This window comes from Streptomyces sp. MMG1121, from assembly GCF_001280015.1.
Classification (GTDB): domain Bacteria; phylum Actinomycetota; class Actinomycetes; order Streptomycetales; family Streptomycetaceae; genus Streptomyces.
Genome location: NZ_LGDV01000211.1, coordinates 1 through 14,493 on the forward strand (window position 1 = coordinate 1; position 14,493 = coordinate 14,493).

General features: G+C 71.8%; 11 protein-coding genes and 1 pseudogene. 6 read left to right on the forward strand and 6 right to left on the reverse strand.

What is annotated here, in order from left to right; genetic code table 11:
* From ADK64_RS29285 to glgB, 3 genes and pseudogenes are all read left to right on the forward strand, one after another.
* A partial coding sequence (locus ADK64_RS29285) for an alpha-glucosidase C-terminal domain-containing protein (protein WP_199829738.1) occupies window positions 1–234 on the forward strand: 234 nt, incomplete at its 5' end.
* A gap of 103 nt (window positions 235–337) precedes the next feature.
* Window positions 338–1,732, forward strand: coding sequence for a maltokinase N-terminal cap-like domain-containing protein (locus tag ADK64_RS29290; protein ID WP_053663753.1), 1,395 nt, complete (start codon window positions 338–340; stop codon window positions 1,730–1,732).
* 26 nt (window positions 1,733–1,758) lie between these two features.
* Window positions 1,759–3,908 (forward strand): annotated as a pseudogene (gene glgB, locus ADK64_RS29295) (1,4-alpha-glucan branching enzyme).
* Here glgB and ADK64_RS29300 read toward each other — a convergent pair.
* The 5 genes from ADK64_RS29300 to ADK64_RS29320 form a co-directional block, all read right to left on the reverse strand.
* Entirely contained in the window at window positions 3,883–6,123 is a 2,241-nt protein-coding gene (locus tag ADK64_RS29300) for a HelD family protein (protein WP_199829740.1), read from the reverse strand. The pseudogene glgB and the gene ADK64_RS29300 overlap by 26 nt on opposite strands.
* A 170-nt stretch (window positions 6,124–6,293) precedes the next feature.
* A complete protein-coding gene (gene trxA / locus ADK64_RS29305) occupies window positions 6,294–6,626 on the reverse strand; it encodes a thioredoxin (protein WP_107093121.1) in 333 nt (110 codons plus the stop codon).
* The gene (locus ADK64_RS29310) at window positions 6,623–7,051 is read right to left on the reverse strand and encodes a MerR family transcriptional regulator (RefSeq protein WP_053663832.1); all 429 of its coding nucleotides are present in this window, start codon (window positions 7,049–7,051) and stop codon (window positions 6,623–6,625) included. The genes trxA and ADK64_RS29310 overlap by 4 nt, the downstream gene beginning before the upstream one ends.
* A gap of 51 nt (window positions 7,052–7,102) precedes the next feature.
* Window positions 7,103–7,867 (reverse strand): DUF2127 domain-containing protein, encoded by a 765-nt coding sequence (locus ADK64_RS29315; protein ID WP_053663755.1) that lies wholly within the window; start codon window positions 7,865–7,867, stop codon window positions 7,103–7,105.
* Window positions 7,868–7,975: 108 nt separating this feature from the next.
* Entirely contained in the window at window positions 7,976–9,649 is a 1,674-nt protein-coding gene (locus tag ADK64_RS29320; RefSeq protein ID WP_053663757.1) for an MFS transporter, read from the reverse strand.
* A 135-nt stretch (window positions 9,650–9,784) separates the two neighbouring features.
* Here ADK64_RS29320 and ADK64_RS29325 point away from each other — a divergent pair, with 135 nt between their 5' ends.
* Window positions 9,785–10,405: a TetR/AcrR family transcriptional regulator gene (locus ADK64_RS29325; protein ID WP_053663759.1), complete on the forward strand. Its 621-nt coding sequence runs from the start codon at window positions 9,785–9,787 to the stop codon at window positions 10,403–10,405.
* A gap of 62 nt (window positions 10,406–10,467) precedes the next feature.
* Here ADK64_RS29325 and ADK64_RS29330 read toward each other — a convergent pair whose 3' ends face one another.
* The gene (locus ADK64_RS29330) at window positions 10,468–11,847 is read right to left on the reverse strand and encodes a cation:dicarboxylate symporter family transporter (RefSeq protein ID WP_234384746.1); all 1,380 of its coding nucleotides are present in this window, start codon (window positions 11,845–11,847) and stop codon (window positions 10,468–10,470) included.
* A gap of 151 nt (window positions 11,848–11,998) precedes the next feature.
* Between ADK64_RS29330 and ADK64_RS29335 the strand changes: the two genes are divergently transcribed.
* Window positions 11,999–13,687 (forward strand): sensor histidine kinase, encoded by a 1,689-nt coding sequence (locus ADK64_RS29335; protein ID WP_053663761.1) that lies wholly within the window; start codon window positions 11,999–12,001, stop codon window positions 13,685–13,687.
* Complete coding sequence (locus ADK64_RS29340) at window positions 13,684–14,373, forward strand: response regulator (RefSeq protein ID WP_053663763.1); 690 nt, start codon at window positions 13,684–13,686, stop codon at window positions 14,371–14,373. Before ADK64_RS29335 ends, ADK64_RS29340 begins: the two co-directional genes overlap by 4 nt.
* Window positions 14,374–14,493 lie beyond the last annotated feature (120 nt).

Consider the following 14,493-nt stretch of genomic DNA (forward strand, 5'->3'; position numbering starts at 1 on the left):
AACCCGGCGGTGCTCGCCTTCCTCCGCGAGTACGAGGACGACCTCGTCCTGTGCGTCCACAACTTCTCCCGCTTCGCCCAGCCGACCGAACTCGACCTGAGCCGGTTCGGCGGGCGGCATCCGGTCGAGCTGTTCGGCGGGGTCCGCTTCCCGGCGGTCGGCGAGCTGCCGTACCTGCTCACCCTCGCGGGGCACGGCTTCTACTGGTTCCGGCTGCGCCGGGACGCCGTCTAGACCGGAGCGGTACGGCCGGGCGGGGCGGTGGCGCGTTTCCGCCGCCCTGCCCGGGGCACGCATCAGGAACACCCCGACTATCCGGGGAAAGGACGTGACGCCCATGGCGGAAACGGTCACCCCCTTCGGTACCACCCCCTCCTTCCTGGCCTCGCTGTACCCCTTGTTGCGCGCGTGGCTGCCCAGGCAGCGCTGGTTCGCGGGCAAGGGGCGCCCGGTCACCGGGTTCACCCCCGTGGCCGTCACCGAACTGCTCCCGCCCGACGGCCGACTCGGCCTCTACCACCTGCTGCTGCGCGTCCACCAGCCGAGCACGCCGGGCGCCGATTCCCACCCCGGCGACTGCTACCAGCTCCTCATAGGTGTGCGCGAGGCGCTGCCGCCCCGGCTGGCGCCCGCGCTGATCGGACACGTGGACCAGGGGCCGCTCGCCGGACGCACGGTGTACGAGGCCCTGTACGACCCCCGGCCCGCCGAAGTGCTCCTGGAGGCCCTGCGCACCCAGGCCCGCGTCGGCGGGCTGCGTTTCGAGCGCGACCCGCGCCAGGAGATCCGTGCGGGACTCGTGGCCCGGCTCATGACCGCCGAGCAGTCCAACTCCTCGGTCGTCTACGGAGATACGTTCATCCTGAAACTGCTGCGCCGGGTCGTGCCCGGCGTCAACCCCGATCTGGAGCTGCCGCTCGCGCTGGCCCGCGAAGGCTGCTCGCGGGTACCGGCGCCGACGGCGTGGGCGCACGCCGAGACAGGCGAGGAGCCGTACGTCCTCGCCGTGCTCCAGCCCTTCGTGCACGGCGCCGCCGACGGCTGGGAGCTGGCGCTGCGGGAGCTGGCCAAGGGCGAGGACTTCGCCGCCGAGGCGCGGGCGCTGGGACGGGCCACCGCCGAGGTGCACACCGCCCTCGCCCGCGCCCTGCCGGCGGTCACCCTCGGCCGCGCCCCGCTGCGGGCACTGGCCGACGGCATGACCGAGCGGCTGGCGGCGGCCGTCCAGGCGGTGCCGGCGCTGCGGCCGTACGAGGGCGGACTGCAGCAGGCCTACCGGGCGCTGGACGATCTCGCGGCCGAGGGCCACACCTGGACCGCCCAGCGGATCCACGGCGATCTGCACCTCGGGCAGTGTCTGCGCTCGGCGTCCGGGCAGTGGTCGCTGATCGACTTCGAGGGCGAGCCGGCCCGGCCGCTCGCCGAACGGCGGCTGCCGCAGCCGCCGGTGCGGGACGTCGCCGGGATGCTGCGTTCCTTCGACTACGCGGCCCACTCGGCAAGCCCGCCGGCGCCGGACTGGGCGCGGGTGTGCCGGGCCGCGTTCTGCTCGGGGTACGCCCAGGTGGCCGGCCGCGACCCGCGCACCGATCCGGTGCTGCTGCGGGCCTACGAGACCGACAAGGCGGTCTACGAGGTCGTCTACGAGGCCCGGCACCGGCCCGACTGGCTGCCCGTACCGCTCTCGGCGATCCGTCGCCTCGCCGCGCCCGACCAGGAGGCCCGCCCGTGACCGACAAGCCGACCCAGTCCGCCGTCGTGGACACCACCGACCGCGAACGGCTCCTGCACGGCACCCATCACGATCCGCACACGGTCCTGGGGGCCCACCCGGTGCCGGGCGGCGTCGCCTTCAGGGTCCTGCGGCCGTACGCGCTGTCCGTCACCGTCGTCACCGGCGAGCGGCACACCGAGCTGCACGACGACGGGGACGGCTTCTTCTCGGGTTTCCTGCCGCTGCCGGACGTACCGGAGTACCGACTGCTCGTGGCCTACGAGGGGACGGTCCTGGAGACCGAGGACGCGTACCGCTTCCTGCCGACGCTGGGCGAGCTGGACCTGCATCTGATCGGCGAGGGCCGGCACGAGCAGCTGTGGCGGGCGCTGGGCGCGCACGTCACCGTCCGGCAGGGGGTGTCCGGCACCCGGTTCGCGGTGTGGGCGCCGAACGCGCGCGGGGTGCGGCTCGCGGGCGGCTTCAACTTCTGGGACGCCACCGGGTTTCCGATGCGCTCGCTGGGCTCGTCCGGGGTGTGGGAGCTGTTCGTGCCGGGCATCGGCGAGGGCGAGCTGTACAAGTTCGAGATCACCCGCCCGGACGGCTCGCGCACCCTGCGCGCCGACCCGCTGGCCCGCCGTACGGAGGCCCCGCCGGCCACCTCGTCGATCGTGACCGCCTCGCAGCACACGTGGTCCGACACCGAGTGGATGGAGCATCGGGGTGACACCCCGGTGCACGAGTCGCCCCTGTCCGTCTACGAAGTCCATCTCCCCTCCTGGCAACCTGGCCTGACCTATCGTCAGCTGGCTGAGCGGCTGCCCGCGTACGTCACGGAGATGGGTTTCACGCACGTGGAGCTGATGCCGGTCGCCGAGCACCCCTTCGGCGGCTCCTGGGGCTACCAGGTCACCGGCTTCTACGCCCCCACGGCCCGGCTCGGCACGCCGGACGACTTCAGGTACCTGGTGGACCGGCTGCACCAGGCCGGGATCGGCGTGCTGATGGACTGGGTCCCGGCGCACTTCCCGCGCGACGAGTGGGCGCTGGCCGAGTTCGACGGGCGGCCGCTGTACGAGCACCACGATCCGCTGCGCGCCGCCCATCCCGACTGGGGGACGCTGGAGTTCGACTTCGGGCGCCGGGAGGTGCGCAACTTCCTGGTGGCGAACGCCGTGTACTGGTGCGAGGAGTTCCACATCGACGGGCTGCGCGTGGACGCCGTCGCCTCGATGCTCTATCTCGACTACTCGCGCGAGCCGGGCCGGTGGACGCCGAACGAGCACGGCGGCCGGGAGAACCTGGACGCGGTGGCCTTCCTCCAGGAGATGAACGCGACCGTCTACCGGCGCTGCCCGGGGGTCGTCACCGTCGCCGAGGAGTCGACGGCCTGGGACGGCGTGACCCGGGCGACCGACACCGGCGGGCTCGGCTTCGGGCTGAAGTGGAACATGGGCTGGATGCACGACTCGCTCCAGTACCTGGCCCATGAACCGGTGCACCGCAAATACCACCACCACGAGATGACGTTCTCGATGGTGTACGCGTACAGCGAGAACTACGTCCTGCCGCTCTCCCACGACGAGGTCGTGCACGGCAAACAGTCCCTGGTGTCAAAGATGCCCGGCGACTGGTGGCAGCGGCGCGCCAACCACCGGGCCTACCTCGGCTTCATGTGGGCCCATCCGGGCAAGCAACTCCTCTTCATGGGGCAGGAGTTCGCGCCGAGTGGTCCGAGGCGCACGGCCCCGACTGGTGGCTGCTCGACCCGTCGTACGGCGCCGAGGCCGACCACCGGGGCGTACGGGACCTGGTCCGGGACCTGAACACGCTCTACCGCGCGAGCCCGGCGCTGTGGCAGCGGGACACCGACCCGGCGGGCTTCCAGTGGATCACCGGGGACGCGGCCGACGACAACGTCTTCGCGTTCCTGCGCCTGGCCGCCGACGGCACCCCGCTGCTCGCGGTCTGCCATCTGTCCCCGGTGGTCCGCCCCGACTACCGCCTCGGCGTCCCCGAGGACGTACCCGCCTGGCTGGAGGCCCTCAACACCGACGCGACCGGCTACGGCGGCAGCGGCGTGACCCACCCCGACCCGGTCAAACCGGAGCCGCGGGGGGCACACGGCCGCCCCGCGAGCATCCGGCTGACCCTGCCCCCGCTGGCTACGGTGTGGCTGCGGCCCGCCTGAGCGCCTCGGGCAGACCGGCCGTGTACAGCACCCCCAGCCGCTGCGTGGCCCGGGTCAGGGCCACGTACAGGTCGCTCGTGCCGTACCGGGCCGGTTCCACCACCAGGACCGAGTCGAACTCCAGGCCCTTGGACTGGCGGGGATCCAGGAGGACGACGGTGCGGGTGAGGTCGGGCTCGGCGCCGGCCGTGACGCCGTCCAGACGGGCGGCCAGCGCGCGGTGCAGTTCGCGCGGGGCGATCACCGCCAGGCGGCCCTCGGCCGGGGTGAGTTCGGCGACCGCCTTGGCCACCGCGCCGGGCAGATCGTCGGGTGCCTGGCGCACCCACGGCCGTACTCCCGTCGAGCGGACCGAGCTGGGCGGCTCGAAGTCCGGGTGCTCGGCGCGTACGACGGCCGCGGCCAGCGCCATGATCTCGGCCGGGGTGCGGTAGTTGACGCCGAGCCGGGTGTGCTCCCAGCGGTCCTCGACGTACGGCGCGAGGATGTCCGACCAGGAGCCGACACCGGCCGCCTCCGCCGTCTGGGCCGGGTCGCCGACCAGGGTCATCGAGCGGGTCGGGCTGCGCCGCATCAGCAGCCGCCAGGCCATCGGCGACAGCTCCTGCGCCTCGTCCACGATGATGTGCCCGAACGCCCAGGTGCGGTCGGCCGCGGCCCGCTCGGCGGCGCTGCGGTGGTCCGCCTCCTCATGCCGCTCGGCGAACCGTTCGGCGTCGATGATGTCGTGCGCGGACAGCACCTCGGAGGCCTCCGGGTCGCTGTCCTGCTTGTCCTCGAACTCGTACGTCCGGGAGGCGTACGAGACGTCCAGCACGCCCTGCGCGTAGGCGATCTGCGTCTCGCGCTCGCGGTCGGCACGGGCCCGTGCCAACCGGTCGTCCTCGCCGAGCAGTTCGGCCGCCTCGTCCAGCAGGGGGACGTCGGCGACCGTCCACGCCCGGGTCACCGGGCGGCGGATGGCGGCCGCGTCCGCGTCGCTCACATACCCCTCCGGTTCCGCGAGGAAGTCGGCCACCAGCCGACGCGGGGTGATCCTCGGCCACAACCGGTCGATGGCGGACCAGACTTCGGGGTTCTCGGCGAGTTCGTCGCGGATCTGGGTGATGTCGGCGGCGTCGAGCAGGCTGCCGCCGTCGTAGGGGTCGGTGCCGACGCGCTCGGCGTACAGCTCGGTGAGCGTGTTGAGGATGTGGCCCTCGAAGTGCTCGCGGGCCGCGTTGTGCGGCAGCTTGGCGGCGCGGGTGCGCTCGCGGGCGACGCCGACGAGACCGTCGTCGAGCATCAGCACCTCGCGGTCGTGCTCGACCGTGAGGACCGGGTCGGGCAGCGCCTGCCGGTCGCGGACGACGGCGGCCAGCACGTCGGCCATGTCGGCGCGGCCCTTGACGGCGGCCGCCTCGGGGGTGTCGGCGGCACTCGCCTTCACCCCGGGGAACAGCTCGCCGACCGTGGCGAGCAGCACCCCGGTCTCGCCGAGGGAGGGCAGCACCTCGCCGATGTAGCCGAGGAAGGCCGGGTTGGGGCCGACGATCAGGACGGCCCGGCGGGCCAGCAGCTCGCGGTACTCGTAGAGGAGATAGGCGGCGCGGTGCAGGGCGACCGCCGTCTTCCCGGTGCCCGGACCGCCCTCGACCACCAGCACCCCGCGGTACGGCGCCCGGATGATCTCGTCCTGCTCGGCCTGGATGGTCTGCACGATGTCGCTCATCCGGCCGGTGCGCGCCGAGTTCAGCGCGGCCAGCAGTACGGCGTCACCGCTCGGGTCCTCGTACCCGGTGCGGGTGGCGTCGCCGAGGTCGAGGATCTCGTCGTGCAGCGAGGTCACGGTCCGGTCCTCGGTGGCGATGTGCCGGCGACGGCGCAGGCCCATCGGGGTGTGCCCGGTGGCCAGGTAGAACGGGCGGGCGACGGCGGCCCGCCAGTCGATGAGGACCGGGGTGTGCTCGGCGTCGTCCTCGCGCAGCCCGATCCGGCCGATGTGGTGGGCGCGGCCCTCGGCGAGGTCGATCCGGCCGAAGCAGAGCGAGCCGTCGACGGCGTTCAGCGCGGCGAGCAGCCCCGATCGCTCGGCGACCAGGATGTCCCGCTCCAGCCGGGCCTGCATGGGCTTGTCGCCCTGGGCGAGCGCGTCCGCGACCGAGGACTCGGCATCGCCGCGCAACACGTCCACGCGCGCGTACAGTCCGTCGATGAATTCCTGCTCGTGCCGCAATTCATCGTCTGGAAAGTCGGTGTTTGACAATTCCGCTCCCGCCCGGATATACTGTGCTTACTGAACTTCTCCGCGACTATTCCAAATGAAGTCGCGAACCATTGAATATACGCACAGGAATCCCCCGAGCGCAATTGCTCGGGGGATTTCTCTTTGGGTGGTGCGGGGATTTACAGCACGTCGGCCAGTTCCGCCAGCAGGCGCCGCTTGGGCCGCGCCCCCACCATCGCCTTCACCGGCTCACCGTCCCGGAACAGCATGAACGTCGGCATCGACAGCACCTGGTAGGCGTTGGTGATCTCCGGATTGGTGTCCACGTCCAGCTGTACGACCTTCAGCCGCTCGCCCTCCTCGGCCGCGAGCGCGCTGAGCACCGGGCCCATCTGCCGGCACGGCGGGCACCAGTCGGCGGTGAACTCCACCAGCACCGGCAGGTCCGACCTCAGCACCTCCGTCTCGAAATCCGCGTCCCGCACCTCGGCCACGCCCGTCGCGTTGCTCACCGCTGCTGCCCTCCCAGTTCGCACAGGGGCTCCGGACCGCCCGGAACCAGCGCCTCGGCGGCCAGCGCGTCGCGGGCCAGCTCGGCCCGCCGCAGCTGCCCCGCGACCGTCTCCCGCACCGCCGACAGCTGCCCGATGAGCGCGTCCAGCTCGTCCAGCTTGCGCCGGTAGACCTCGAGCGAGGCCGGGCAGGAGTCCCCCTGCGGATGCCCGGCCCGCAGACAGTCCACGAAGGGCCGCGTCTCCTCCAGGCCGAACCCGAAGTCCTGGAGCGTCCGGATCTGCCGGAGCAGCCTGACGTCGCCCTCGTCGTACGTGCGGTACCCCTTGTCGTCACGCCGGGCGGGCAGCAGCCCCCGTGCCTCGTAGTAGCGCAGGGTGCGGGTGGTGGTCCCGGCCCGTGCGGCCAGCTCGCCGATTCGCATGTCCACGACGGTAGGCGTTGACGTCGACGTCAAGGCAAGCCGGGCGTGAGGTCAGACCGTGACGCCGGCCGACTCCTCCACCTCCATCAGGGAGGCGCTCCGCCGTTCCTCCTCGAAGGCCCTGCGGCCGCCCCGGAGGCCGAACAGGCGCTTGGCCACGGCGATGTAGAGGACCGCGAGGATGTTGAGGGCGAGGGTGACGATCTTCAGATAGCTGACCTTCTCGGTGAGTTCGTAGATCTCCAGGGGGAGGAAGGCCGCCGTCGCCACCACCGTGAGGTATTCCGCCCAGCGCTTGGCGTACCAGAGGCCGACCGCCTCGACCAGTTCGATCAGGGCGTAGGCCAGCAGCAGTGCGGCGACCAGGACCAGCGTGGAGTGCTTGTAGCCGAACACCTTCTGGATGGAGCCGACGACCGGTGAGTGGTCGAGGTCGTAGTGGAAGTGGCGGAACACCGGGCGGAAGACGTCCAGGTATTCGTTGAAGAGGCTGCGTACCGCGTCCTGGCTGTTGCTGAACTTCCACACCGCGACCGCGACCAGCACGATGAACACCCCGCGCACCGCCCGCTCGATCGACAGGAAGCGCAGGATGAACAGGTCCCGCAGGACCTTGCCGCGCGGCACCAGCGGGGCGTCACCGGCCGGTCCCGAGCCGTGCGGCTCACCCAGCACGAAGTCACCGCAGCGCAGGCAGCGCCAGACGTCCCCGAGCGCGGTCTCGGCGTGCAGCCGCGGTCGCAGCCGGGGATCGTCGGGCGCGTAGGTCACATGCCCCTTGCGCGCGCAGGTCCGCCGGTCCCAGTCGATCTTCATCCCCCGTGCCTCCATGGACGTACTGACTTACGGATACGGACGCCACGCGCGAACGTGCCGTTCCGTCGGCTACGGAACGGCACGTTAGTGGACGGGAGCGCGGAGCGCTCAGCCGGCCAGGCTGTCCGACAGTTCCCTCTCCTCGGTCTTCACCTCGGGTGCGGCGGCTTCACGGCGTGGCAGCAGGACGGCCACGAGAACCGTGCCGATGCCGAGGATCACCGCGCCGACCAGGCTGGTGTGCGCGACGGCGGAGGAGAAGGAGGAGCCGACCGCGTCGGCCATCTGCCGTGCGCCGGCGGCGAGTTCGGCGGCCTGCTGCTTGAGCTGCGCGGCCTGGTGCGGGTCCGAGGCCTTGGCCGCCTGCGCGGCCAGTGCGTGCGCCTTGTCGCCGATGCCCTGGGCGACCGCGTAGCCGGCGCCGACCGAGTCCTGTGCCGTGTCCAGGGCGCTCGCCGGGAGCTTGCTGCCTGCCGTGGCGTCGCTCAGGTGGTTGCCGTACGACGTCGCGAGCAGCGAGCCGAGGATCGCGATGCCGAGCGAGCCGCCCAGCTCCAGCGAGGTGTCGTTGACCGCGCCGCCGACGCCGAGTTCGGACTCCGGGAAGGCGCCCATGATGGCGTCGGTGCAGGGCGACAGGGCGAGGCCGATGGCGAGGCCCAGGATGATCAGGGGGGCGATGAAGTCGTTGTACGTCGAGGCCGCGTCCACCCGCGTCAGCAGGGCGAGGGCGGTGGTGCCGCCGACCATGCCCGCGCTGACCGTCCACTTCATGCCGACGCGCGGGGTGAGCCAGCCGGTCAGGGCCGAGCCGACGAAGACCGCACCGGCCAGCGGCAGCATCCGTACACCGGTCTCCAGGGCGTCGTAGCCGAGGACGAACTGGAGGTGCTGGGTGAGGTAGTAGAAGGCGCCGAAGACGGCGAGGAAGAACAGGGCGACGGCGAGGTTGGAGCCCGCGAAGCGGCGGCCGGTGAAGCGGCGCACGTCGAGGATCGGACGGGGGTGGCGCAGCTCCCAGAGGATGAACGCCGCCAGGCCGGCGCCGGCGACGACCGCGGCCGTGATCGCCTTCGCGTTCCAGCCGAAGTGCGGGCCCTCGATGATCATGTAGACGAGCGAGCCGGTCCAGATCACGGAGAGCAGGCCGCCGACGTAGTCGATGCGGTCCTGGTGGCCGGCCTTGGACGGCGGGATGAGGACGAGGGCGCCGACGATCGCCACGGCCGCGATGGGCACGTTGATCAGGAAGGTGGAGGACCAGCCGTGGTCGCGCAGCAGCGCGCCCGCGACGACCGGTCCGGCGGCGATGGCGAGGCCGGCGGTGGCGGTCCACAGCACGATCGCCTTGGCGCGTTCGGCACGCGGGAAGGTCGCGGCGAGCAGGGAGAGCGTGGCGGGCATGATCAGCGCCGCGCCGACGCCCATCACGGCGCGGGCCGCGATGACGGTCGTCGAGCTGTCGGCGAGATACCCGAAGACGGCACCGCCGCCGAACACGACGAGGCCGAGGACGAGCGCCCCGCGCCGGCTGTACTTGTCGCCGATCGCGCCGAGCAGGAGCATCAGCGCGGCGTACGGGACGGTGTAGCCGTCGATCACCCACTGCAGGTCGGCGCTGGAGAGCCCGAGGTCCTTCGTCATGTCGGGCGCCGCGACCGTGAGGGCGGTGTTGGCCATCACGATGATCAGCAGGCTCAGGCAGAGCACCAGCAGTGCCCACCAGCGCCGGGCGTACGGGCGCTCCATCTTCTCGACCGGTTCGGTCATGACGAGTCGCATGGCAGGGGTCGCCTTCCTCGGATCGCGACGGTACGTGCGGAACGGTGCGGACTTGCACAGCGAAGTGCAATTGCACAACCATGTGCAATGTACGCCGCTGCACAACACTGTGCAAGTCGAGGAGGAGCGTGCAGAATGACTGCCATGACCACGGGTAACAGCCGCGCCGACGCCAACCGGCGCCGCATCCTCGACGTCGCCCTCGCTGAGCTCCTGCGCGATCCCGACGCCTCCATGGACCAGATCGCGCGCGCCGCGGGTGTCGTACGACGGACGGTGTACGGCCACTTCCCCAGCCGCGAGGCGCTGATCAGCACGCTCGTCGACGAGGCCGTCCAGACGCTGGCGGACGCGGACGCGGGAGCCCGCGAGGGGGTCACGGACCCGGCGGAGGCGGTGGCCCGCTCGGTGCTCGCGATCTGGGAGATCGCCGACCGCTACCGCCTGCTGGTCGCCCTGGCCCAGCGCACGGTCACCGTGCAGGGCATCCGCGAGCGCCTCGCGCCGCTGCGCGAGAGCAAGGTCCGGGTGCTCCGGCAGGGCCTGGACGAGGGCACGTTCCGCTCACCCCTGCCGGCCCCGGCGCTGGCGTACGTGCACGAGCAGCTGTTGTTCGCGGTGATGGAGGCGGTGAACGACGGCCTCCTGACAGCGGCGGAGGCGGGCCGCTCCGCCACGGTCACGGTCCTGACCGCTGCGGGCATGCCCGCCCCGACGGCCACCGCGCTGGTGGCCGAGGTGAGTGGAAGGCCGTAGCGGATGCCGGATGCCCGGCCCGGGTTCAGGCCGGGCCGGACATCCGGAGTTCTCGGAGTGGCTCAGGCCTTGGCCAGCTCCTCTTCCCTCTGCTCCGCAACGTCGGTGACCGTTACCCGCCCCTCGTCCATCAGCGTCGTCTCGTCGAACGGCAGCTCCCCGGCGAGCACCCGCCGCACCCGCTCCTGGTCGATCTCCTTCGTCCACGTGCCCACCAGCACGGTGGCCACCGCGTTGCCCGCGAAGTTGGTCAGCGCGCGCGCCTCGCTCATGAAGCGGTCGATGCCGACGATCAGCCCGACCCCGTCGACCAGCGCGGGCTTGTGCGACTGGAGGCCGCCGGCCAGGGTCGCGAGACCGGCGCCGCTGACGCCCGCCGCGCCCTTGGAGGCCAGCAGCAGGAAGAGCAGCAGCGGAATCTGCTCGCCGATCGACATCGGCGTACCGAGCGCGTCCGCGATGTACAGCGACGCCATGGTCATGTAGATCATCGTGCCGTCGAGGTTGAAGGAGTACCCGGTCGGCACGGTGATGCCGACGACCGGCCTGCTGACGCCCAGGTGCTCCATCTTCGCGATCAGCCGCGGCAGCGCGGACTCGGAGGAGGAGGTGGACAGGATCAGCAGGAACTCGCGCGCGAGGTACTTGAGGAACGAGAGGACGTTCACCCCGGCGACGATCCGCAGCAGCGCCCCGAGCGCGATGAAGACGAAGAGGAAGCAGGTGATGTAGAAGCCGAGCATGAGCACGGCGAGGCTCTTGAGCGCGTCGATGCCGGCGGAACCCGTGACCGCGGCGATGGCGCCGAAGGCACCCACGGGCGCGAGCCACATGATCATCGCCAGGATGCGGAAGACGAGCCGCTGGACGTGCTCGATGCCGCGCAGCACCGGCTGCCCGACCGGGCCCATGGCCTGGAGCGCGAACCCGGTGAGCAGGGCCACCAGCAGCGTCTGGAGGACCTCGTCCCCGGTGAAGGCGGAGACCAGCGTGGTCGGGATGATCGACAGGACGAAGTCGACGGGCCCCAGCGCCTTGCCGTCCACCTGGGCGTGACCGGTCTGCTTGATCGCCTCGGTCAGGTGCAGGCCGTCACCCGGGTGGAGCACATTGCCGACGACGAGGCCGATGGCGAGCGCGACCAGCGACATCACCAGGAAGTAGCCGAGGGCGATACCGCCCACGGCGCCGACCTTGGCGGCCTTGCGCACGGACCCGATGCCGAGCACGATCGTGCAGAAGATGATCGGCGAGATCATCATCTTGACCAGGTTGACGAAGCCGGTTCCGAGCGGTTTCAGCTCGACCGCGGCATCGGGCCGGATGAGCCCCACGGCGATGCCGAGCGCGACCGCCGCGATGACCGCGATGTACAGGTAGTGGGTCCGGTCCCGTTTCGCACGGGGTGCGGCAGGTGCCGTATCGGGGGTGCTGGCGGCCACGGCTGCCCTCCTTGACGTCTTCGTCGGCATCACCGGCGTGCGGCTCACGTCCGGGCGTTGTGGGGGATGCCGTGACTATCTCCCGCCCTGTGAGGGCGGTCACCCTTCCGTTCATTTAGTTCACGCTTAACCGGAGGGGCACACTGCTGACATGCGCGTCCCCCGCCTCCCCCGTCCCCGCAGCCTGGCGGGCCAGCTGTTCGCCATGCAGGCCGTGCTGATCGCGCTGGTCGTGGCCGGGTACGCGCTGTTCACCTACGTCAGCGACCGGCGGCAGGCCGAGGACGCCGCGGTCCGCCAGGTCACCGCGGTGGCCCGGTCGATCGCGGACGCCCCCTCGGTCCGCTCGGCGATCCACACCTCCGACCCCTCGGCCGAGCTGGAGCCGTACGCCCTCCAGGTCACCCGGGACGCGGACGTCGACTTCGTCACGATCATGAACACGGACGGCATCCGCTGGACCCACCCCGACCCGACGCAGATCGGCAAACGCTTCCTCGGCCGTATCGGCCCCGCCGTGCACGGCCACACCTTCACCGAGACCTACACCGGCACCCTCGGCCCCTCCGTCCGCGCGGTGACCCCGGTCGAGGCCGACGGCCGGGTGATCGGCCTGGTCAGCGCCGGTATCAAGGTGGAGGAGATCAGCGCCCGGGTCCGGGGCCAGGTCACGGCCCTGCTGGGCGTGGCCGGCGGGACGCTGCTGCTGGGCGCGGTCGGCACGTACGTCGCCAACGCCCGGCTGCGCCGCCACACCCACGGCATGAACGCCACCGAGCTGAGCCGGATGCACGACTACCACCAGGCGGCGCTGCACGCGGTCCGCGAGGGCCTGCTGATGCTGGACGGCCAGTACAGGGTGGCGCTGATCAACGACGGCGGGCGGGAGCTGCTGGGCGTCGGCACCGGCTCCGGTGCCGACGTGATCGGGTGCTCGGTGGCGGAACTGGGTCTGCCCGCCCCGCTGACGGGCGCACTGCTGTCCTCGCAGCCCCGGGTGGACGAGGTGCATCTGACGGCGGCCCGGGTGCTGGTGGTGAACACCTCCCCGGTGTCCGGCGGCGAGCACCGCGGCACGGTCGTCACCTTGCGCGACGTCACCGAACTCCAGTCCCTGATGGGCGAGTTGGACTCCGAGCGGGGCTTCACCCAGGCGCTGCGCTCGCAGGCGCACGAGGCGGCCAACCGGCTGCACACGATGGTGTCGCTGATCGAGCTGGGCCGGGCCGAGGAGGCGGTGTCCTTCGCCACGGCGGAGCTGGAGCTGGCGCAGGCGCTGACCGACCGGGTGGTGGCGGCCGTCGGCGAACCGGTGCTGGCGGCCCTGCTGCTCGGCAAGACGGCCCAGGCCCACGAGCGGGGCGTGGAGCTGGTGGTGTCCCCGGACAGCCGCCTGGACGACGGTCTGCTGCCGCGGGAGCTGTCCTCACGTGACCTCGTCACCATCCTCGGCAACCTGATCGACAACGCGGTGGACGCGGCGCAGGGCAGCGGCGGGGCACGGGTGACGGTGACGGCGTACGCCTCGGACAGCGAGGTGGTGCTGCGGGTGACCGACACCGGCCCCGGTGTCGACCCCGCCCATGCCGACCTGGTATTCCAACGGGGGTTCAGCACGAAGCCGGCCGGGCCCGGCGGGCGGGGGCTCGGTCTGGCCCTGGCCCGACAGGCGGTGGCCCGCCACGAGGGCACGCTGACGGTGGCGGAGTCCGACGAGAACGGCGAGGGCGGAGCGGTGTTCGAGGTACGACTGCCGACGCGCACGGCTTCTGCGGGGCCGGGAGGCGGGGCGAAGGATCTGGGAAGCGGCCCCACGGTGCCAGGAGGCGGCGCGAGATGACGGACGCACCGGTGATCAGGGTGCTGGTGGTCGAGGACGACCCGGTGGCCGCCGACGCGCATGTGATGTACGTCGGCCGGGTGCCGGGGTTCGTCGCGGTCGGCAAGGCGCACACGGGCGCGGAGGCGCGCCGCTTCCTGGACCGCACCCCCGTGGACCTGCTCCTGCTCGATCTGCATCTGCCCGATGTGCACGGCCTGCAGTTCGCCCGCTCCCTGCGCGCGGCCGGCCATCACGCGGACGTCATAGCGGTCACCTCGGCCCGGGATCTGGCGGTCGTCCGCGAGGGCGTCTCCCTCGGCGTCGTCCAGTACGTGTTGAAGCCCTTCACCTTCGCCACGCTCCGCGACCGCCTGGTCCGCTACGCCGAGTTCCACGCGGCGGCCGGCGAGGCGAGCGGACAGGACGAGGTCGACCGCGCCCTGGCGACCCTCCGTGCGCCGTCGCCCGCGGCGCTGCCGAAGGGGCTGAGTGCGCCCACGCTGGAGCGGGTGACCGGAGCGCTGCGCAACGCCCCCGGGGGCCTGACCGCGGCCGGCGTGGCCGAGGCCGTCGGCATCTCCCGCATCACGGCCCGCCGTTACCTGGAACACCTGGTGGAAGCGGGCCGCGCGGCCCGCAGCCCGCAGTACGGGCAGGTGGGGCGGCCGGAGCTGGTGTACCGGTGGGTGCCGCAGGGCAGATGAGCACGCGGGACACCGGGGCACGGCTCCGTACGCCAATCCCGCGCACATCCATTGACCTGACTAGACCATTCCTCTTACGTTCACGGCAGCCATCTCCGCGCCACAACGAAGTGAGCATGT